Origin of the sequence: Rheinheimera sp. SA_1 (assembly GCF_001669775.1) — a bacterium.
Lineage (GTDB): Bacteria > Pseudomonadota > Gammaproteobacteria > Enterobacterales > Alteromonadaceae > Pararheinheimera.
This window is the reverse complement of the sequence record NZ_LXWK01000011.1, coordinates 324,031-344,910: the sequence shown is the minus strand read 5'-3', so window position 1 is coordinate 344,910 and position 20,880 is coordinate 324,031. Positions and strand designations below refer to the sequence as shown.

The following is a 20,880-nucleotide window of genomic DNA, read 5'->3' as shown; positions in this document are numbered from 1 at the left end:
TTCTGGCGCCGCCGTGGTTAAAACGGAATGATAAGGAAGGTTATGCATATTCATATTTTGGGCATTTGTGGCACTTTTATGGGCGGTATTGCTGCGATTGCCAAGGCGATGGGCCATAAAGTGACCGGCTCTGACGCCAATGTGTATCCACCGATGAGTACCCAGTTAGAAGAGCTTGGCATCGAATTAACCCAAGGGTATGACGCCAGTCAGTTTGCGCCCGCCCCGGATCTGGTGATTATTGGCAACGCCATGTCTCGCGGTAATCCGGCCGTTGAATATGTATTAAACACCAATCTGCCCTATACCTCAGGCCCGCAGTGGCTGGCCGAACATGTGCTGCAAAGCCGTTGGGTGTTGGCGGTGTCGGGCACCCACGGTAAAACCACCACCACTTCGATGCTGGCGTGGATTTTGGAATATGCTGGTCTGAAACCAGGTTTTTTAATCGGCGGTATTCCGCAGAATTTTGATGTGTCAGCCCGCTTAGGCGATGCGCCATTTTTTGTGATTGAAGCGGACGAATACGACACTGCGTTTTTTGATAAACGCAGTAAATTTGTGCATTACCGGCCACGTACTTTAATTATCAACAATCTTGAATACGACCATGCGGATATTTTCCCGGATTTAGCTGCCATTCAACGCCAGTTCCACCATTTACTGCGGATGGTGCCGGGCAATGGTTTAGTGCTTTCGCCAGCCAATGTGGCAGCGGTGGATGATACTTTAACGATGGGCTGCTGGAGTGAGCAGCAGCGTTATGGTTCGGATTGGAAAACTGAATTGTTAAGTAAAGATGGCAGTGCCTTTCGTGTGAGTCTGCAGGGGGAAACAGGTTGTGAAGTTCTTGGCGAAGTGCACTGGGATTTAACCGGGCAACATAGTGTCGATAATGGCCTGATGGCGCTGGCGGCTGCCCGTCATGCCGGTGTTCCGATTGCCGTTGCTATCGAAGCGCTGAACAAATTTATTGCGCCAAAACGGCGGATGGAGCTTAAAGGCACTGTTGCTGATATCGCGGTGTATGACGATTTCGCGCATCACCCAACGGCTATCGATACCACGCTGAATGGCCTTCGTAACAAAGTGGGCGAAAAACGTATTCTTGCCGTACTAGAACCGCGCTCCAATACCATGCGCCTGGGCGTGCATAAACAAGCTTTGCCTGCTTCGCTCAAAACCGCCGATCAGGTGTTTTTATTTGAACCGCAGAATTCCGGCTGGTCTCTGGCCGATGTGGCTTTGGCTTGTGGCAACAAAGCACAGGTCAGCAGCGATATCGCAGATTTGGTCACGTTGATTACAGATGCTGCCGTCCAGGGCGATTCGATTGTCATTATGAGCAACGGTGGTTTTGGCGGCATTCATGACAAATTACTCGATGCCTTAAAGAAAAAATGGGAACACTGATGACATCATCTTCAACCAGCAACTTGCCCGGCACTTTAACTCCTGCGCCAGAGCGTGAAATCACCCTGGCCTTTACCGGCGCCTCCGGTGCCTTATACGGCTGGCGGCTGTTGCAATGTCTATTGACGCAAAACGTCAAAGTTCATTTATTGATTTCAAGTGCTGCGCGGGTGGTGTTTGCCACCGAACACAATTTAAAATTCAACGGCAATCCACAAAGTTGTCAGCAGCAGCTGGTTGAAATGTTGCAGTGCAGCCCCGATCTCCTGGCTGTGTACGGTAAAGATGATTGGTTTTCGCCGGTTGCTTCCGGCTCGGCCGCGCCAAAAACCATGGTGGTGTGTCCTTGTTCAACTGGCACTGTTGCCGCTATTGCTTATGGCATGAGTGACAATCTGATTGAGCGGGCCGCTGATGTGGTGATTAAAGAACAAGGTCAGCTGATTTTAGTACCGCGTGAAACGCCGCTCAGTGCGTTGCATCTGGAAAACTTACTGAAGCTCGCCAAACTGGGCGTGACTATTATGCCAGCGGCGCCTGGTTTTTATCATCAGCCGAAAAGTATTGAAGATCTAATTGATTTTATGGTGGCGCGAATTCTGGACCATTTGAATTTACCGCAAAACATCATGCCGCGCTGGGGTTATGCACCGGCGCCCACCACAGCAGCAAACTAGTGTTGACTGCGGTCGCATTGACCACTCGCAAGGGTATGAAGGGGAATAATTTGACGCTCGCTCTGAATATTCAACAGCTTAAAAAAACCTATAAAAGCGGTACCATGGCACTGTCCAGTATCGATTTACAGGTGCAACAAGGTGACTTTTTCGCTTTGCTTGGCCCCAATGGCGCCGGTAAAAGTACCTGTATCGGTATCATCAGCTCGCTGGTGAATAAAAGCTCCGGTACGGTGAAAGTGTTTGATTATGATATTGATACGTCGCTGGAAGACGCCAAAAGTCAGCTTGGTCTGGTGCCGCAGGAATTTAACTTCAACCAGTTTGAAACTGTGCTGCAAATTGTGGTGAATCAGGCTGGTTATTATGGTGTGCCAAAAGCCATTGCCATGGTGCGGGCAGAGAAATACTTAGGCCAGCTTGGGCTGTGGGAAAAGCGCCATGCGCGTTCGCGCGAGTTATCCGGCGGCATGAAACGGCGGTTGATGATTGCCCGCGCCTTAATGCATGAGCCGAAACTGTTGATCCTCGACGAGCCAACCGCTGGTGTTGATATTGAACTGCGCCGTTCGATGTGGGAATTCCTGAAAGAAATCAACCAGCAAGGCGTGACCATTATCCTCACCACCCATTATCTGGAAGAGGCGGAAAACCTCTGCCGCAATATTGCCATTATCAATAAAGGCCAGATTGTTGAGAACACCAGCATGAAGGCTCTTTTGAGCAAACTGACCAAAGAAACCTTTGTGCTGGATTTAGCAACTGCCGCCAAAGTCGAGGCGCTGGACGGTTTCACCATACGGCAAGTTGACGAGCATACGGTGGAAATTGATGTCGCCAAAGGGCAGGGCGTGAACTCGGTGTTTGCGGCATTGACCGCTCAGGGGGTTCAGGTGCTGTCGATGCGTAATAAAGCCAACCGGCTGGAAGAGTTGTTTGTCAGTCTTGTCGAAAATGGCCAGTCAGAAAAAACTCAGGGAGTAAAAGCATGAGTCAGGCGCGCAACTGGATTGCTTTTCAAAGCATTATCAATAAAGAAACCAACCGTTTTATGCGGATCTGGGTGCAGACGTTAGTGCCACCTGCCATCACCATGACTTTGTATTTCCTGATTTTTGGTACTTTAATTGGTTCACGCATCGGCGATATGGGTGGCTTCACCTATATGGAATTTATTGTGCCCGGGCTGATTATGATGTCAGTGATCACCAACTCCTACGCCAATGTGGCCTCCAGTTTTTTCAGCGCTAAGTTTCAGCGTAACGTCGAAGAACTGTTGGTGGCACCGGTGCCGAACTATGTAATTGTGCTGGGTTTTGTTGGCGGTGGCGTGGCACGTGGTGTGTTAGTTGGCTTGATTGTGACTTTGCTCAGTTTGTTTTTTGTCGATATTCGGATCCATCATTTGTTCGTTATTATCGCCACTGTGGTCCTCACATCAGCGCTGTTTTCGTTAGGCGGCCTGATTAACGCCGTGTATGCGAAAACCTTTGACGATATCAGCATAGTGCCGACCTTCGTGCTGACGCCGTTGACGTATTTGGGCGGGGTGTTTTATTCGCTGACTTTATTGCCTGGCTTTTGGCAACATGTGGCAGCGGCGAATCCAATTGTCTATATGGTCAATGCCTTCCGTTATGGCTTTCTCGGCGTGTCGGATGTGAACATCTATGTGGCTTTTGCGGTGATGCTAAGCTTAATCACTGTGCTGTTTGCTATAGCTATGCATCTGATTAATAAAGGGATTGGCCTTCGCAGCTAATAGCTTCTGTAAATTCGAAACTTTGACCTCGTCTGCAAACCGGTGCTGTTCCGACCAGTTTGCAGAGTGATGACAGTTTTTTGAAGACTTTTTACAACCCATAAAGTACAGTGACCTCCTTTTGACTTACTGTTTTTCGGCGTTACAGGTTTGGACCTGTGGACGGCCTGAAGTAACCCGGTGAGAAACTATGACCGAACCTAAACGCCAGGCTGAGGCCTCCGAAGAAGCGCTGTGGCGCATTTTCACGGTGCCGGAAGCGCCAGACTCCACGCTCAGTATTATCGAGCAGAATATCTCGCAAAACCTGGCGGGTTTTCTGCGCGAAAGTATTGTCGCGGTGGAAAAACCGCTGTGGCAAATCGAGCGTGATTTTCAGGCTTATCAAATTCCGGCACAGCCAAAATTTGTTTCCGACTATGCTGAAAATATGATGCAAAAACTGGTCGCGCATTCGGTTCACACGGCGGCGCCTAGTTTTATCGGTCATATGACGTCAGCTTTACCTTATTTTGTGTTACCGCTGTCAAAAATGATGGTCGGGCTGAACCAGAATTTGGTGAAAATCGAAACTTCCAAAGCCTTTACCCCGTTAGAACGTCAGGTGCTCGGCATGATGCACCACTTGGTGTATGGTGAAACCGAAGGCTTTTATAAAAAATGGCTACATAGCGCCAATCATTCATTAGGCGCATTTTGTTCTGGCGGTACCGTCGCCAATATGACGGCGCTATGGATTGCCCGTAACCGCTTATTGCGGCCGGACGGCGATTTTAAAGGCGTAGCCAAAGAAGGTCTATTCCGCGCCATGCGTCATTATGGTTATCAGGATTTAGCCATTCTGGTGTCCGAGCGTGGTCATTATTCGCTGCGTAAAGCGGCTGATATTCTGGGGATTGGCCGTGATTTATTGATCCCGGTGAAAACCGATGCCAACAATAAAGTCGATAGCGTCGAAATGCGCCGGGTGGCTGCCGATTTAGCAGCGCGATCGATCCGCGTAGTGGCGATTGTTGGGGTTGCGGGAACGACCGAAACCGGTAATGTTGACCCCTTAGATGAACTTGCAGATTTAGCCGCCGAGCTTAAATGTCATTTCCATGTTGATGCTGCCTGGGGCGGTGCGACTTTACTCTCTGATAAATATCGTTATTTACTCAAAGGCATTGAACGTGCCGATTCGGTGACGATTGATGCGCATAAACAAATGTATGTGCCGATGGGCGCTGGGATGGTGGTATTTAAACATCCGTCCGCTGCCCATGCCATTGAACATCACGCCGAATATATCCTGCGTAAAGGCTCCAAAGATTTAGGCAGTCAGACGCTTGAGGGCTCACGCCCGGGTATGGCGATGCTGGTACATGCCTGTTTGCAGGTGATTGGCCGCGAAGGTTATGAAATTCTGATTAACCGTAGTTTAGAAAAAGCCCGTTATTTTGCCGGACTGATTGAGCTTCATGCCGATTTTGAACTGGTCACTGCGCCGGAGCTTTGTTTACTGACTTATCGTTATGTGCCAGCAGCAGTGCAGCAAGCGATGCATAAAGCGATGAGCGAAGGTGAGTGGGTGCGGGTGCAGAAATTTAACGAGCTGATTAGCGGCCTGACCAAATTTATCCAAAAACGCCAGCGCGAAGAAGGTAAATCTTTTGTGTCACGGACCCGGTTAAAACCAGCCACGTACCAGCGGCAAGATACGGTGGTGTTTCGGGTGGTGTTAGCCAACCCATTGACGACAGACGCTATTTTGCATGAAGTGTTAGCTGAGCAAATTGAACTGGCGGCGATGGATAAAGAGTTTTTGCCGAAGCTGCTGGCGATGAGTCGGGACTAAAGCGAGTTGCCCGGGATCAGTTGATCTGACTGATCCTGGGCACTAAATATCAGATCTGTAACAACCAATACCACAACGGTAAGGTGATAAAACTCACTAACAAACCAAAACCCACCAAATTCGCCACCATCCGTGGCGCCAGCCCAGCCATGATGGCGATAGCGCCTGCAGAAATCATTGGTGGCATCGCTGCTTCAAATACCGAAACTGTCACCGCTTTACCTTCCAACCCAAGTGCATAACAGCCGGCGTAAACCAATAACGGCATCAGCACCAGCTTAATGGTAATGCCGCTAAGCAGTGGTGATAACCGCTCGCCACCCAACGAAAAGCGCAAGGTAAAGCCAACCGCCACCATAATCAGCGGTACCAAAGTAGCTGCCAGATTATCAATCAGTGCCTGAAACAAGGGTGGGTAGCTAAAGTTTCGCAGTAACAGCGCCAGCATTAACGCCAGAAAGGGCGGGAAAGTGACAATTTTCAGGCTCATCGACTTGAGCGTAGCTTTTTCAGCACTCGGGCTGTAGGCCGCCGCCAGAATAGTGGAATAAGTTGCCAGCGCTACAAATGAACCCACCTGGTCATAAATCAGCGCATATGGCAGATGATCACCGCCAAAAAACGCTTCGATCATCGGGAAACCCAAAAACGAGGTATTGCCAAGCGGCAGCACAATGAGCAAGGCCGCTGTGATCTCGCGGCTCCAGCCAAAAATCCGGCTTAACAACAACACTGTCGCCACCACAATCAACAACAATATCCACGGCACCACAGCTGGGATAAGCAGGGCGGTGGAAAAGGTCAGCGCCGGAATTTTCTGTAAAATAAGCGCCGGCAGGGCGATATAAAGCACAAAAGCATTCAGCACCACCGGCGTATCGTCGGTAAATTTCGGGATCCGTCGCGCCAGCATGCCGATGCAAAGGTACATTAAAATCAGGAGAAAATTGTCCAACAGCGGGCTCCGCGTCTAAGTTGCCTGCACTGCTTTTACAGTGCAGAACTTGGTGTGCTGCCGATGATAACGCGTCAAAGCTTTACCCGCTATGCGACTTCGGTTGAATAGCAGATTTTGCCGGTTACAGTCGCTCGTTTATGCGTTGGTTTATGGGTGCAAGGCGCTGCCACTTTGCGCCAGCGGCCGAAGCGGCAGCTCAATGTAACTGCCCGCCAACCACTCCAGTTTCAGCGCCTCACCAGCATCAGCAATCGATTCCGCACTGACATCGCCGCCAGTGCCGTAATTGATTTGGGCAAAGGCATTCAGATTGACATTGGCCAGTAACAACAACCTGCTACCCTTGGCAATTTTTTTGCCAATCATCCGGCTACGCTGCAATACCACCCTCTGTGGTTTACCCGGCTGCAGCAATTGGCGTTGGCCTGGATCTTTGGCAAAACTGGCGCGGCCCAACAAATAACTCAGGTTGAAATACCGCCCTTCAGGGGTCACTTCAAACAAGGTCAGGCCTAAATCGACATCTTTTTTATTGAGCCTTAGCAGTAAGCTGGCACTAAAAGTTCCGGCCAGTTCCATCGCTTCTAACAAGGGCTCGGTTTGCAGCAGTAGGCCATTTTCAGGTACAAAAGCCGGTTGCAGCAAAGGCCAGGGGTAATAGTGTTGGTTATAACTTTGGCTGCGATCTTTAAAATCAATCCGTTGCGTGGCAATTACCGCTGTTTTTGCCGCTTCGTCGTATGTTGGTTTTGTAGTTGTGAGCCCGTACTCACCTTGTGTGGTTTTCGCGGCAAAATAAAACCGTTGTGGGGCCGACGCCAGTGCGGCCAGCGAAGGCGCATGCTGCCAGCTGTTGTCGTCCATCAACTGATAATTGACTTTGTCTTTCAGCAGCGCCGGTTTGGGCTGGCCTTTAAGCACATAATCGAACCAGCTGAACGTGAGCGCCAATACATCAAGATGAGCGACTTTATCCAGCGGATATTCCCGTAGCAAAACGTCATTACTGCCATGCTGCGCGCCGAAGTGGTCATAAGGCCCAATCACTAAATAGTGTTCCGCTGTCGGGTTATACCGCTGATGATCGCGGACATACTGCAGCGCGGAAATTTGCCCGTCATCGTAATAGCCGGTCAGGCTGAGCACCGGAATATGGAGGTTTTTGTATTCGGCGGCTGTGGGCACCATGCTTTGCCAGTAGGAATCAAAAGCCGGATGTTGCAGCCACTTTTGCAGCCATGGATTCGCTTGACCGGCAATTTGGTCAAAGTCGCGATAAGCACGGCCACTTTGGTACCAGCGTTGATTAACCTCATTGTCGTTGTGCGTGCGGTAGGCCTGGTTGTCATCGTAGCGGCCGTTACTGACAAAAAATGGCCAGGCATAATTGGCATTGAGGAAAATATTATTCTCCATCGGCAGGCCTTGCCCCGGAATCGCCGCTGCTGCCGGCACTATGGTTTTGAGCGCTTTGGGCAGGTTTTTCGCCGCCGCCCATTGCGTATAACCCAGGTAACTGCCGCCATACATCGCCACCCGGCCATCACACCAGGGCTGGCGGCTCAGCCAGTCAATGACTGCCGTCACGTCTTTAGTCTCGTTTTCATAAGGTGTAATGCGCGCCCGGCTGAATCTTTTGCCGCGTGAATCGGACATCACGCCAACATAACCGCGCGCAGCCGCAGTGATCGCATGCTGCAGATTTGCGGCTTCATCGGCATAAATCGACGCACTTAAAACGGCCGGTAATGGCTCGGAACGGCTTTTGCTACGCACCACTATGGCGGAGAGTTCAATACCTTCGCTGGTGGTGATCAGCACTTTGGTATCAATGTGATAACGCCGGTTTCGGTCGGCGTCTACCAATGGTGCCGCCTGTTGCTGCACTTTTGACAGCAAATAATAGTCGGCATAGGCACTGAAATAGCGGCGTTGTAAATCGGCTTTGTTTTTAAGATCTATTGCGCTGGTAGCGGCTTTTTCGCTGGCGGCTTCAAGCAATTGCTGGTGCAGTTGTTTTAACGGGTCTAAATTTTGCGCCGGATCACGAGCGATAAATGCCGTTGCCAAATGCGCTTGTGGATCTGGCAAGGAGCCAATAAGCTTTTGAAATACCTGCGGCAATACACTTTCGGGCGCGTCTCGGGTTAAGCGCGCCCGAGCCCATAATTCATAGGGCATCATTGCAAACGGGCTGGCATTGGCTCGCAGCTGTTGTTGGCTGGCGCGCCATTGTTGCAGCGTTGCCAAGGCAGCTTGCGGTTGATTTAATAACAACAATATACGTATTTTTTGTGCCGGCGTGGCATCGGCGACCAAGCTTTGCAGCAATTGTTGGTCTTCTGCGGTAAAGGAGCCGCTGGCGGCGAGCATTGGTAGTGGTTTTGGTTGCCATTGAGTTATTGGCGTATTGGCGCTGCCAAGGGGCGCCAGCAATAAACAGCCAACGAACACGGCAAATATCCGCACCACGACTGCCCAATAAAAGGCCCCACGCGACATAATATTTTCGGGTAGATAAGGGTTCACATTCAATTCCTTGGTGACTGTTGAAGCCACCAGTCTGGCTGGTTGTGGGGCTAAGGTCGTGATCAAGCGGTGATTTTTTGTGACCAAAAGTGACTTGGCGGCAAAACAGGGTATGATTTTGCAAATTTTGCCGGGGAGGCTGTAAATCAATGTTGTGGCAACTGGCGCAGATCCAATTTTGTGATGATAAACATTTGCTATGGCGGGACGGCGTGCAAATTCAGCTGGAGCCAAAACAAGCTGAAGTGCTGGCGTATTTTTGTCGTCATCCGGGGCGGTTAATCAGCCGGGATGAGTTTATCGCCGAAGTTTGGCAAGGTCAGATAGTCACCGACAACGCGATTAACCGAATCATTGCCAAATTACGCAAGTCGTTGGGCGATCCGGCCAAACACAGCGAATTTATTATTACCTTGCCGCGCAAAGGTTATCGGTTGATTGCGCCAGTTGCACTTGCGACCATCGCTGACCGGCCGCTGATGGCCGTGACTGCTAACGCTCTTGATCTAGCGGCTGCTGAAATCGCGGCGCAGCCAAAGCTCAACCATTCCCCAGCAATCGGCCGGTGGCTGATGTTGGTTTTACTGCTCGCCATCGGTTTGGGCTTCAGTTATTGGCAGGCAATGCCAAGCCAAAATCAGCCAACCAGTTTCAAACTAACACCGTTAACCCGTGAAAGTGGTGAAGAACTGCTGCCCGCTTTGGCGCCGGATGGCCGTTCGCTGATTTATTCGGCCGAGTATTCAGCAGAGCATTCGGCAAATCAGCAGCCAAACCTGGCGTTGTATCTCAAAGATCTGATCAGCAATGAAATTACTCTGCTGAGCAAAGAAGCGGGCTATTCAGGCAATGGCGATTGGTCTAGGGACGGTTTGCGATTTGCCTATTTTTACCAAAATGCCAACAGCTGCCAGATCAAACTGCTTGAGTTCCAACCGAATATCGCAGAAAAGCCTACCAACACTGCGGATCAATATGATGCGGCTAAAAAAATCCTGCAGCACAAAGTGGTGCATCAGTGCCCGGTTGGTAGTCATGGTAATGTGGCATTTAGTCATGATGGCAACACACTGATTTACAGCGAAAATCAGGGAACCGGCACTGCCTATCACATTTATCTGAAAAACCTGACGACCGGCGACATCCGTCAACCGGCGCAGCCACCCTTGGTACTGGCGGGCAACGTCGAGTTTGATTTACACCCAAGGCTTAACCAATTACTGATTTCATCACCGAATCAACACCAGCAGCTTTCATACTATTTGCTTGATATACCAAGCAATCAACTCAAACATTTATTCAGTAAAAACAACTGGTTCTGCTGTCCAATCTGGGATCAGCAAGGTGAGACCATCCTACAAACCGACGCCAGCCCATCTAATCAGCTGCTGCAATTTGGGCTGGATGGGCAACAACTGGCAACGATTTTCAGCACCGGACATGGCATTGGCAAGCTTCGGCGAGCGGGGGATGGCCAAAGTTATGTGTATTCTGGCTGGCAGGCGCGGCGCGAGATCCATGTTCAGCCGCTGTCGGGAGGCCTCGCGACGACACTGATCGCTTCTTCGGTCAGCGATTCGTTGCCAAAAATATCGCAGCGACAACAATTTTTGGCTTTTGTGTCGGATCGCAGTGGTAGTCGCGAGATTTGGTTGCATCAACTGGACAACGGCCACAACCGCAAACTCAGTGAATTTAACCGTAACGATTGGATCTATGACCTGCAATGGTCGCCGGATGATCGGCAATTAGCGGTGTTATTTGGTCATGAAATTCAGCTGCTGGATATCGCCAGCGGTCACAGCCAGACGTTAGCGATCCCGGTGCAGGAAATCCGAGGTTTGTCCTGGGTGAACCAGCATACGCTGGCGTTTAGTCTGCAACAGCAACAGCGGTGGCAACTGTTTCACTATGATCTGGGGTCGGATCAATTGCTGCAACAACCTAGTGATTGGGCCTATGCGCAGTATGATGCACTGACGCAGCGTGGGCTCCTAATGAACCAGCAGCTTCAATTCATGCTGGCAGGTCAGCCGCTGGCAATACAACTGCCGGGGATCACCGATCGCAGCCGGCGGTTTTATTTCAGTTTTTCAGCAGGGAAGTTGTATTTTCTACAACAAAAGCCCGATGCCGCAAAGGCGCAACTGCTGCAATCTGATATTGCTACCGGCGTAGCGACGATCATTGCGGAAATGCCAGCAAATACGCAGTTTAGTATTGGTCGTAACGGCCTATACTTTACGGTCGATAAGACGCCGGAAGCGGATATTTTCCAGTTAAGCCCGGCGCAGTGATGGATTGAAGTAAAAAAAACGCAGTCAGATAAAAAGTACTTATTTAAAAGCCGGTTCAGGCGAGTTCGTTAGTGGTTTGGTAAGCTCGTGTGGTGCGGTTAAAAAATCCGGTTGCCACAACAAACTGACCAACTGCTCTTTGGCTTTTTTGGGTAGTTTTTTCAGCTGAAATTCCCACTGACTAGCGATACTACGATTAGGCGCCTGATATTGCCAAACGAGTTGCAGCGGGCCTTTGCCGCGCAGTGCTTTGGCACCGCCGATAATTTCACCCTGATGCTGGCGTAACCTTCTGGCTGGGTCGGTACTAATGCCGGTGTAAAGCACGCCTTGCTGAGTGCGGATCAGATAAACAAACCAGGGGTTAGCAGGGTTGGAGCCATCGCCCACTATGGCCTGTATTTCTGGTTTATTGTGGTCGCACAGTTCTGCCATGAGGCTGGATATCCTGCAAAGGTTGATTCTGCTATACTCGCGTCCTTATTGGCGCCCGCATCTGGCCGCCGTTTTGGCAGCGCCGAATGCTCGGGATCTGCCTTGTTTCTGAAGGACAATTATGCAATTTGCAGATTTGGCGTTAAACGCGCTTATCTTAAAGGCAATCGCCGAGCAGGGCTACCAAAGCCCAACCCCAATTCAGCAAAAAACCATTCCGGTGATTTTACAAGGCAAAGATGTGCTGGGTGGTGCGCAGACCGGCACCGGCAAAACGGCCGCTTTTACTTTACCTATTCTGCAAAAACTCATTACTCAGCCAAAAACGCTGGAACCAAAGCAAATTCGTTGTTTAGTGCTGACGCCGACCCGTGAATTAGCCCAGCAAGTGGCGGACAATATCGCTGCTTATGCCCGGCATTTACCGCTGAAAACTGCGGTGTTTTATGGTGGCGTCTCGATCAATCCGCAGCTGGATGCCGCGGATGGCGGTTTGGATATTCTGATTGCAACGCCGGGTCGATTATTGGACCATTTACATCAGGGTACTATTAGCTTGTATCAGCTGGAAGTGCTGGTGCTGGATGAAGCCGATCGCATGCTGGATATGGGCTTTATCCACGATATCAAACGCATTATGGCCAAGTTACCACCCAAGCGGCAGACATTGTTGTTTTCAGCGACATTTTCGAATGATATTAAAGCCTTGGCTGACAATTTACTCAACAGCCCGGAACTGATTGAAGTGGCAACCGCCAACTCGGCGTCAGTGCAGGTACAGCAATTGGCGTTTCGGGTGGATTCACAGCGTAAACGCGAAATGCTTTCACATGTGATTGGCGCCCGGAACTGGCAACAAGTGTTGATTTTCAGCCGCACTAAACATGGCGCCGACCGCTTAAGTAAACAGCTGGCGCTCGACGGTATCGAGGCGGCGTCCATTCATGGCGATAAAAGTCAGGGCCACCGCACCAAGGTGCTGCAGGATTTTAAAAAGGGTGAACTGCGGGTGTTAGTGGCGACAGATATCGCCGCCCGTGGCCTGGATATAGAAGATTTACCAATAGTGGTGAACTACGATTTACCGCATGTAGCGGAAGATTATGTGCATCGGATAGGCCGCACCGGTCGGGCTGGTCGTTTCGGGCTCGCGGTAACGCTGGTGACACCAGATGATCTACCGATGCTTAGTCAGATTGAAAAAATGATTAAACAGGTGATTGAACAGCAGGTATTGCCTGGATATGAGCATAATCCGAAATTTAATCATTCCAGCAAAGCGAAAGAAGATCAGGCGGATGCCGAAGTGAAAATGAAAAAAACTTTGAGCAACAGCCGGAAGTTGTCGATAGAAAAATCAAAACTGCGAGCGGTTGCCCTTGGTAAAAAACGTCCGCAATAATTGTTAACTGCGGGGTGTTAACTGCGGGGTCAGAGTCAATTGTTAACAGAACTCTGTTAACAATTGACTCTGACCCCGAATGTTTATTTAACCGTCAACCGGTTCGGTCGGCGTACTCAGCGTCAGCTGATAAAAGGCTAAATCCAGCCAACGACCAAATTTAAAGCCCGCCTGGGTGATGGTGCCGCTATGCACAAACCCTAGCTTTTGATGTAGCGCGATACTGCCGCTGTTGCTGGCATCAATCCCACCGATCAATAAGTGATAGTTCTGCTGCTGCGCAGACTCAATCAGCTGCGCTAACATCATCCGGCCATAACCCTTTCCCTGATGTTCAGGATGGACATAAACCGAATGTTCCACTGAATATTTAAACGCCGGAAAAGCGCGGAAGGTGCCATAACTGCCAAAGGCAACCAGTTCACCTTCGGCATTTTTCAACCCCCACACCGGAAAATTGCCGGCCGCTTTGTTGGCGAACCACTGTTGCATGGTCGCCATCGTTCTGGGGTTGTATTCATAAAGGGCCGTGGTATGCAAAATGGCGTGGTTAAAAATTGCCAGGATCGCTTGAGCGTCCGTGTCAAACTGGCAAAGGGCAAGTTGCATCATCGGTCCTTAAAGTGGGTGGTTAAGCGCGGTATAAAGTTTTGATCAAATGAAAACCAAACTGCGTTTTCACCGGACCATGGATTTCCAGAATTGGTTTTTTAAACACCACGTCATCAAAGGGTTTTACCATTTGACCGGAGCGAAATTCGCCCAAATCACCGCCTTTTTTACCAGACGGACATAACGAGTGTTTTTTGGCTAACTCATGAAAACTGGCACCTTTTGCCAACAGCTGTTTCAGGTTTTCGGCTTCTTCCGAGGTTTTCACCAGGATATGACAAGCACAGGCTTTAGCCATTCAATGACTCCTTACAGTACAAACAAGGCGCGCCACGGCGACGCGGCCGCACAGTTTAATGGAAAACAGCGCGTGTTAACAGCATCTGTTTAGACCAGTTTTCTGCGGTTTTTTTAAGCAATATGCACTTTGCAATTGACAGAACAGGTCAAATCTTAGTAAAGCTATGTTTTATAAAAATAAAAAAGGAAACGAACAAATGGGTAAGTGGGTACTAAGAGTTTTTCTGCTGATTTTGGCAGCAATCACCGTGCTGGCGGTAAACGCAATTTGGTTTAAACCCTTTTCCAGCCGGGTGTTTTATGAGCGGGTATTTCTGGAATTTGGCTTAGAAAGCCCGGAACTGCTCACGCAATTACGGATGCTGGAAAGTATCGGCATTCGCAGCCATAACGCCAAACTGGACGACCGCTCGCAGCAAGCCGGCGACGCGCAACAAGCCAAGCTGAAAGCTGATTTGGCGACATTGCGCCAATACGACCGTAACGCCATGTCAGAGCAGGAAAAGCTCAGTTACGACATGCTGGAATGGTTTATGGCGCACGGTGCTGAAGGGGAGCAATGGCGGTACCATGGTTATCCGGTGAACCAATTATTCGGCGTACAAAATGCCCTGCCAAATTTTATGGTCAACAGCCATCCACTGCATGATTTAACCGACGCCGAACATTACATTGCACGACTAGATCAATTTAACCGGGTGTTTTTGCAGGTGGTGGAAGATTTGCAGATCCGAGCTAATAAAGGCGTGATCCCGCCACGCTTTGTGCTGGAAAAAGTGCTGGCAGAGATGCAGGGTTTTACCAAAGGCCCGGTTGATCAGCAGCTGCTCTATAAACACTTTGCTGGCAAAGTAGATGCCATCGAAGGCATCGACGCCGAAACAGCCACTGCGCTGAAACAAAAGGTTGCGACGGCTATTGAAAGCTCGGTGTTACCGGCTTATCAGCATTTAACCGAATATCTGCAAGCCTTGTTGCCACAAACCACCACCGACGATGGAGTGTGGAAGTTACCCAATGGCGAGGCTTATTATGCTTATATGCTCAAAGAGCACACCACCACCGATTTAACCCCAGCGCAAATTCATCAGCTGGGATTGGATGAAGTGGCACGTATTCAGCAGCAGATGCTGACCACATTACAGGCGCAAGGCATCAGCGGTGATCACGTACCGACCATGATGAAAGCCTTGGGCGACGACCCAAGATTTCTGTATCCGGACACGGCCGAAGCGCGGTTACAAATTCTGGCTGACTATAAAACCATTTTGGCGGATATCAATACCCGTTTAGACGGCGCTTTTAATATCAGACCCAAAGCAGCGATGGATGTGCAACGGGTGCCGGAATTTAGTGAAAAAACTGCGCCAGGTGCTTATTACAATGCGCCAGCAATGGACGGTTCGCGCCCTGGGGTGTTTTACGCCAATTTATACAACATCAAGGCCACGCCAAAATTCAGCATGAAAACGTTGGCGGTGCATGAAGGCATTCCTGGTCACCATTTCCAGATTGCCATTCAGCAAGAGTTACAAGGCTTGCCGACCTTCCGTAAAATTCTACCCTTTACCGTGTACGCTGAAGGTTGGGCGCTTTATACCGAACAGTTGATGGCCGAGCGTGGTTTGTATCAGGATGATCCTTTTGGTGATTTAGGCCGGTTACAGGATGAATTATTCCGCGCCATCCGCTTAGTGGTTGATACCGGTATCCACCATCATCGCTGGACGCGCGAACAAGCGATTGAATATATGGCCGGTAATTCCGGCATGGCGGCTTCAGATGTCGAAGCAGAAATTGAGCGCTATATCGTGATGCCAGGCCAGGCTTGTGCTTACAAAATTGGCATGCTGAAAATTGTTGAGCTTCGCAACAAGGCGCAAACCGAGCTCGGTGAAAAGTTTAAGCTGACCGATTTTCATGATGTGGTGCTGAAAAATGGCTCGATGCCAATTACGATTTTGCAAAGAGTGGTGGAGCAATATATCAGTGATACGAAGGCCAAAGCCTAGTTGCAATAACGTCTGAAACAGCACGGAAATTAAATAAGGCCTAAAAAAGAAACCCCACTGCACGCAGTGGGGTTTTTATTATCCAGCGCTGTTAATGCGCTTCTTGTTTGTTTTCAAGTACATCAAGTTTAACTTTGGTCACGCCGCCTACTTGTTTCAGCGCGGTGGTCAGCGCTAATAAATCGGCATCGGCGCTCGCTTGCAACACCAGTACCTGTCCTTTGTTGAAGCTGTGTAACTGTTTCAGACCCAGACGGGTAGCTGCAGCTTTGACTGCGGCTGCATCATTGCTCAGTACGCTGATGCGACCTGTCACGACGGCCAGTTCACCACTCAGCACATTACGCACCACCACATTGGTTTGTACTCTGTTCGAGGCTGCAGGTTGTTGCACATTGATCACTTGCATTTCACCAACATTCTCAACAACTTGTCTGTCATCGGTGTTCTCAGCTGTTACTGCGACCAGGCCTGGCTGGATCTGATAAACGCCAAATGTCGTTTGTGGTTCCGATTCAGCAGTCTGGGCAAGCGCAACTGGTGTTGTAGTTGCAACCAAAGTTGCCAGTAATAAAGTTGATAATTTCATCTGATTCATTCCACTAATTAATTGCCGAATACCCGGACCGCAGCACTGGTGACGACACTTGGTTGCTTGTTATTCAGGTAGCCTTTGGTATTCAGGATGCCACCTGTGGCATTAATGTCCGCACCGTTTGCATCCAATACTTTGATTTTCCAGGTACCTTTGGCTTTTTCACCGAAAAATGCGTTCGAAAGAAACACATGATCTTTCAGGATATGCCGTTGGTAGTAAAGTTCACCGGCAGCTGGCATCACCAGTGCTTGTTTAGAACTAAGCAGTACACTGCGGGTTCCTTGTGGTGAAGTCACTTCAATCGCGAGGTCGATACCTGCTGTCGTGTGGAACTCTTTGTACAGCTGATTTTGAGCATTTACAGCCAACGTCATATCGTCGTTCAGTACGTTAAATTTGAACTGAGCACCTTCCAGCGTAATATCATCAGCGACTTCGATACTAATTTCGGCACCAGTGACCGAGTTATCAGGTACCGGCAGAGCCAGTGGTTGAGCAGCAGCAACCCAAGCTGACATTTTCAGCTCACCCAGATTCCGGGTGTAAGATTTTGCCAGTTCAACAGCTTTACCAGCATTCACGCGACCAAAACCGTAATAGTTATTGTGCTCAAATCCGGCTTTGTTTTTAACCCAACCATCATGGGCGACAAATTCACCATCCGCTAACGTCAGTTTGACCTTGGCATTGGTTGGATCCACTTTGGTGCTGCTGGCCGCCAGAATATGCTTCACATCACGGTAGCTCAGGTTTGGATTTGCAGACAACATTAAGGCGATTACACCAGCGGCGTTTGGAGCTGCGGATGAAGTACCATTGAAGCTTGAAGTGTAATTACAGCTTGGATTGTCATCGTGGCCAGGGGTGTTAAATGGGTACCAGGCAGCAAAATAACCAGGTTCATCGGCGACAACGGTGTCGTAGTAATCTGCATTGGCAAAGCTAGAGTAACCACGTAAACAAGTCATCTGATCGGTTGTCACCATGGCCGGTGCTGTATCACCATATTCGCCTGATGGTGCCGCGACAAACAGGTTGGCGCCAGCAGTAGAGTAGCTGGTGTGTTTACCATCAGAATTAACTGAACCAATCGAAATGTAATACGGCGTCGCCTGTGAAGGTTCCATATTGCCGTTGTAGCAAGTTAAACCAAGTGTTCTTGCTCCGTTGGCCGAGCACAGGTTGTTTTCGCGGCTGCCGCTGCGGAAACTGTTGCCACTGGATTTGGTGTTGACTGCGCCTTTGCCGTTACGAAGTTCAACCGAAGAAAATTGTTGAACGGCTTCGTCCAGCACATCATATTCCAGAGCACCAGGGTGAGTTATACCGTAGCTGCGGTTAAACACAGCTAAAGGTTCTGATGATTCAATGCCGCTGCCTGGAATACCATGTGACAGGAAATAGGCCAGATCGGTCTGGGCGGACAAATAGTTCATGCCAATTAATTTTGCGTCCGGCGCCACACCGTGACCGCCTTTACCATTCCAGCCTACGGCGGCGATAAGTCCGGCAACGCTGGTACCATGGTCACCACGGGCAGATGTTGGGCTTGGATCTGTTGGCTTAGCAACATTGGCGATAAAGTTCAGTGAACGATTCGGCAGAATGTTTGCTTCTAAATCTTCGTGAGCAAGTTCCAAACCTGAATCTACCACCACTGCGATGGTATTTTGGCCGGTTGCGCCCAGAGCATAGGCCGCTGGCACGTTCATATCCTGACCTGGTACTAATACTTGTTCCCATTTAGCCATTTGAGCGGCCGCAGATTTTTTGGCAGTCGCTTCGTCCTGGCCAATGCTCTTATAGAGATCAACCATGTATGCCAGAGCTGATTCGCCCAATGAGTAAGCACGTTGACCGGTATTCTTCAGTGCCCATTGTTGTGATTGCAATGGATCGCCTGCCGCAGCTGAGATAGTGAGAGTATTGCTATTGCGCAATTCACCGTCAGAAACAGTGAAAGTAATGCTGCTGGCGGTATTTTTGGTCGGGGTAAACACAAAATTCAGACCATTAACTGTCAGGGTACCGTTGCTCAGCTGATACACACCATTCTGAGCGGCAATTGTATTTGAGCCTTCGGAAATAGATACAATTGATAAAGGATCGCTGTCGGCGTCGGACGCTTTGAAGGTGCCTTGTACCGGGATCCACATTTTGGTGCCGCTGATTGCAGATGGCGCTGTGTTAGGGCCGATATTGTTATCGCCGCTACCATTACAAGCGGTTAATGCCAGCAAAACTGCGGCTGATAGCATCGATTTTCTTACAAGTTGCATACAGTTCCTTGGATACGTTTATTTGTTTTGGTTAATGATGTAATAAAAATGCGTCCGGATGCTACCACCATAGTTAATTTGATTGCCATATGTAATTTTGTGTGATGGAACTAAGTGCTTAAAAATTAACCTTGCATTTTGTATACACAAACTGACGGAACATTTATTTTATATATAAATCATGTGGTTAATTTATTTTTTTTTGCGAATTTTTATAGATTTCAGAAACAAGTGCCAAGGGCTATAAACCGGTGTTTTGCTGACGGAACCATGGGGGATGACTGCCAATAAGTGTCGTTATCTGTGAAAGCGATGATTGCGGTTATGTATCGGATCGCTGACGCTGGTTATGCGGGTGGTACCTGCGACATAAGGTGTGATCAAAGAAGTGTCAAAAGAACTGATATCGGATAGAACAAAGGTGGGTTACCCCACCTTTGTTAGTGACTCATCGAGTCGTTGCTCAGCTAACAGATGCACAGCTATGTGTTGCTAAACGAATAGTGATACCGAGTGTTTCAGGCCGGTTGTTGCTGGGTAATGCAGTGCACATTACCGCCACCAAGCAGAATTTCCCGACCTGGTACTGTGACGATTTGATGTTGTGGGAAGATTTTACTTAAAAGCTCCACCGCCACTGCGTCCATCGGGTCATCAAACGTAGGTAATACCAGACCGCCATTACATAAATAAAAATTGATGTAAGAGCCCGCTAAACGCGCTTCGGCTTCCCGTGGTGTGGCTGCGCCGGTTAAATCGACCGAGGCGTATTCTTCAGCTTTGGCCAGCAACGGGCCCGGTACCGGCAGTTTATGAATAATAAACTTGCGGCCTTTGGCGTCAGTGCTGTTTTCCAGTACTTCCAGCGCAGCTTTCGAGCGGGCGTATTGTGGATCGGACTTATCGTCTGTCCAGGCCAGCAGTACTTCACCCGGGCGGATAAAGCAGCACATATTGTCGACATGGCCGTCGGTTTCATCGTTAAAGATGCCGTCTTCGAGCCAAATCACTTTGTCGATACCTAAATAATCCGACAGTTGCTGTTCGATTTGCGCTTTGGTCAAATCCGGGTTGCGGTTGGGGTTTAATAAACACTCGGCGGTGGTCAGCAAAGTGCCTTCACCATCGGTGTGAATGGCGCCACCTTCCAGCACAAAACCTTCGGTGCGATAACGGGCCATGCCTTCGACATTCAGCACCTTTTGTGCCACTTGATCATCCAGATCCCAAGGGAAATACAAACCGCCATTGAGGCCGCCCCAGGCGTTAAATGTCCAGTCGACACCCCGTACTTCGGTGCCATTGGTGACAAAAGTTGGGCCAGTGTCGCGACACCAGGAGTCGTTGTTGGAAACTTCAATGACCCGGATTGGGTGAGTCGTCGCTTCAAGGCTCAGCTGCGCCTGGGCATTGGCAAACTGGCGGGCTGATGCCATCACCGTTACCGGTTCAAACCGGGCGATGGCGCGAATAACAGCACAAAAGGCTTGCTGCGCTGGCTTGGCACCCAAACGCCAGTTATCGGTGCGCTCCGGCCACACCAGCCAGGTTTGCTTGTGCGTCGCCCATTCGGCTGGCATATAAAAACCATCAGCGCGTGGGGTGCTGGTTAAGGTTCGATCAGAAATATATCCGCTCACGTCAAGATCCTGCATTTGGGAAGGATTGCCTTCTACTTTGAAATGACATCAGGCCAGATAAATCCGGCCTGAACTGAGTTAAATAGAGTGGTGCGTTGCGCTGTTGCTGTTATTCAGCTATGTTACTCA

At 49.6% G+C, this 20,880-nt stretch carries 16 protein-coding genes; 8 read left to right on the top strand and 8 right to left on the bottom strand.

Annotation, left to right across the window (positions count from 1 at the left end; genetic code table 11):
• Positions 1–42: 42 nt before the first annotated feature.
• The 5 genes from mpl (at position 43) to panP (ending at position 5,689) form a co-directional block, all read left to right on the top strand.
• Positions 43–1,413 carry a UDP-N-acetylmuramate:L-alanyl-gamma-D-glutamyl-meso-diaminopimelate ligase gene (mpl, locus tag A5320_RS02700; protein ID WP_068060580.1) on the top strand — a complete coding sequence of 457 codons (1,371 nt, stop codon included), beginning with the start codon at positions 43–45 and terminating at the stop codon, positions 1,411–1,413.
• Positions 1,413–2,090 (top strand): flavin prenyltransferase UbiX, encoded by a 678-nt coding sequence (locus A5320_RS02695; RefSeq protein ID WP_068060577.1) that lies wholly within the window; start codon positions 1,413–1,415, stop codon positions 2,088–2,090. Before mpl ends, A5320_RS02695 begins: the two co-directional genes overlap by 1 nt.
• A gap of 50 nt (positions 2,091–2,140) precedes the next feature.
• Complete coding sequence (locus A5320_RS02690; RefSeq protein ID WP_197489956.1) at positions 2,141–3,082, top strand: ABC transporter ATP-binding protein; 942 nt, start codon at positions 2,141–2,143, stop codon at positions 3,080–3,082.
• Positions 3,079–3,852, top strand: coding sequence for an ABC transporter permease (locus A5320_RS02685; protein ID WP_068060574.1), 774 nt, complete (start codon positions 3,079–3,081; stop codon positions 3,850–3,852). Before A5320_RS02690 ends, A5320_RS02685 begins: the two co-directional genes overlap by 4 nt.
• Before the next feature lie 190 nt (positions 3,853–4,042).
• Positions 4,043–5,689, top strand: coding sequence for a pyridoxal-dependent aspartate 1-decarboxylase PanP (gene panP, locus A5320_RS02680; protein WP_068060571.1), 1,647 nt, complete (start codon positions 4,043–4,045; stop codon positions 5,687–5,689).
• Positions 5,690–5,738: 49 nt separating this feature from the next.
• Here panP and A5320_RS02675 read toward each other — a convergent pair whose 3' ends face one another.
• Together A5320_RS02675 and A5320_RS02670 are read right to left on the bottom strand one after the other, a co-directional pair.
• Entirely contained in the window at positions 5,739–6,644 is a 906-nt protein-coding gene (locus A5320_RS02675) for an AEC family transporter (RefSeq protein WP_068060568.1), read from the bottom strand.
• A 150-nt stretch (positions 6,645–6,794) separates the two neighbouring features.
• A complete protein-coding gene (locus A5320_RS02670) occupies positions 6,795–9,176 on the bottom strand; it encodes a CocE/NonD family hydrolase (protein WP_157605599.1) in 2,382 nt (793 codons plus the stop codon).
• A gap of 149 nt (positions 9,177–9,325) precedes the next feature.
• Here A5320_RS02670 and A5320_RS02665 point away from each other — a divergent pair, with 149 nt between their 5' ends.
• A complete protein-coding gene (locus A5320_RS02665) occupies positions 9,326–11,473 on the top strand; it encodes a winged helix-turn-helix domain-containing protein (protein ID WP_068060565.1) in 2,148 nt (715 codons plus the stop codon).
• 39 nt (positions 11,474–11,512) lie between these two features.
• Here the strand turns inward: A5320_RS02665 and A5320_RS02660 are convergent, their stop codons facing one another.
• Positions 11,513–11,908, bottom strand: a complete 396-nt coding sequence (locus A5320_RS02660; protein ID WP_068060562.1) for a GIY-YIG nuclease family protein — start codon at positions 11,906–11,908, stop codon at positions 11,513–11,515.
• A gap of 121 nt (positions 11,909–12,029) precedes the next feature.
• On the opposite strand from A5320_RS02660, the gene A5320_RS02655 reads away from it, so the two are divergent.
• On the top strand, positions 12,030–13,310 hold the full coding sequence (locus tag A5320_RS02655; RefSeq protein ID WP_068060559.1) for a DEAD/DEAH box helicase: 1,281 nt from the start codon (positions 12,030–12,032) through the stop codon (positions 13,308–13,310).
• Between the two features lie 87 nt (positions 13,311–13,397).
• Here the strand turns inward: A5320_RS02655 and A5320_RS02650 are convergent, their stop codons facing one another.
• Together A5320_RS02650 and A5320_RS02645 are read right to left on the bottom strand one after the other, a co-directional pair.
• Positions 13,398–13,919 (bottom strand): GNAT family N-acetyltransferase, encoded by a 522-nt coding sequence (locus tag A5320_RS02650; RefSeq protein ID WP_068060556.1) that lies wholly within the window; start codon positions 13,917–13,919, stop codon positions 13,398–13,400.
• A 22-nt stretch (positions 13,920–13,941) separates the two neighbouring features.
• Positions 13,942–14,220: a peptidylprolyl isomerase gene (locus A5320_RS02645; RefSeq protein ID WP_068060554.1), complete on the bottom strand. Its 279-nt coding sequence runs from the start codon at positions 14,218–14,220 to the stop codon at positions 13,942–13,944.
• Between the two features lie 199 nt (positions 14,221–14,419).
• On the opposite strand from A5320_RS02645, the gene A5320_RS02640 reads away from it, so the two are divergent.
• Entirely contained in the window at positions 14,420–16,234 is a 1,815-nt protein-coding gene (locus tag A5320_RS02640; protein ID WP_068060551.1) for a DUF885 domain-containing protein, read from the top strand.
• Positions 16,235–16,325: 91 nt separating this feature from the next.
• Here A5320_RS02640 and A5320_RS02635 read toward each other — a convergent pair whose 3' ends face one another.
• From A5320_RS02635 to aguA, 3 genes are all read right to left on the bottom strand, one after another.
• Positions 16,326–16,823, bottom strand: coding sequence for a hypothetical protein (locus tag A5320_RS02635; RefSeq protein ID WP_068060548.1), 498 nt, complete (start codon positions 16,821–16,823; stop codon positions 16,326–16,328).
• Positions 16,824–16,840: 17 nt separating this feature from the next.
• A complete protein-coding gene (locus A5320_RS02630) occupies positions 16,841–19,111 on the bottom strand; it encodes a S8 family serine peptidase (RefSeq protein WP_068060545.1) in 2,271 nt (756 codons plus the stop codon).
• 518 nt (positions 19,112–19,629) lie between these two features.
• The gene (gene aguA / locus A5320_RS02625; protein ID WP_231916645.1) at positions 19,630–20,751 is read right to left on the bottom strand and encodes an agmatine deiminase; all 1,122 of its coding nucleotides are present in this window, start codon (positions 20,749–20,751) and stop codon (positions 19,630–19,632) included.
• Between the last annotated feature and the right edge of the window lie 129 nt (positions 20,752–20,880).

Bases quoted from the DNA above. Each gene is read 5' to 3' on its own strand.
- A5320_RS02640 (WP_068060551.1), top strand. From the start codon at position 14,420: ATGGGTAAGTGGGTACTAAGAGTTTTTCTGCTGATTTTGGCAGCAATC.
- A5320_RS02630 (WP_068060545.1), bottom strand. From the start codon at position 19,111: ATGCAACTTGTAAGAAAATCGATGCTATCAGCCGCAGTTTTGCTGGCA.
- A5320_RS02665 (WP_068060565.1), top strand. From the start codon at position 9,326: ATGTTGTGGCAACTGGCGCAGATCCAATTTTGTGATGATAAACATTTG.
- panP (WP_068060571.1), top strand. From the start codon at position 4,043: ATGACCGAACCTAAACGCCAGGCTGAGGCCTCCGAAGAAGCGCTGTGG.
- A5320_RS02655 (WP_068060559.1), top strand. From the start codon at position 12,030: ATGCAATTTGCAGATTTGGCGTTAAACGCGCTTATCTTAAAGGCAATC.
- A5320_RS02635 (WP_068060548.1), bottom strand. From the start codon at position 16,823: ATGAAATTATCAACTTTATTACTGGCAACTTTGGTTGCAACTACAACA.
- A5320_RS02650 (WP_068060556.1), bottom strand. From the start codon at position 13,919: ATGCAACTTGCCCTTTGCCAGTTTGACACGGACGCTCAAGCGATCCTG.
- A5320_RS02685 (WP_068060574.1), top strand. From the start codon at position 3,079: ATGAGTCAGGCGCGCAACTGGATTGCTTTTCAAAGCATTATCAATAAA.
- A5320_RS02695 (WP_068060577.1), top strand. From the start codon at position 1,413: ATGACATCATCTTCAACCAGCAACTTGCCCGGCACTTTAACTCCTGCG.
- A5320_RS02660 (WP_068060562.1), bottom strand. From the start codon at position 11,908: ATGGCAGAACTGTGCGACCACAATAAACCAGAAATACAGGCCATAGTG.
- mpl (WP_068060580.1), top strand. From the start codon at position 43: ATGCATATTCATATTTTGGGCATTTGTGGCACTTTTATGGGCGGTATT.
- A5320_RS02645 (WP_068060554.1), bottom strand. From the start codon at position 14,220: ATGGCTAAAGCCTGTGCTTGTCATATCCTGGTGAAAACCTCGGAAGAA.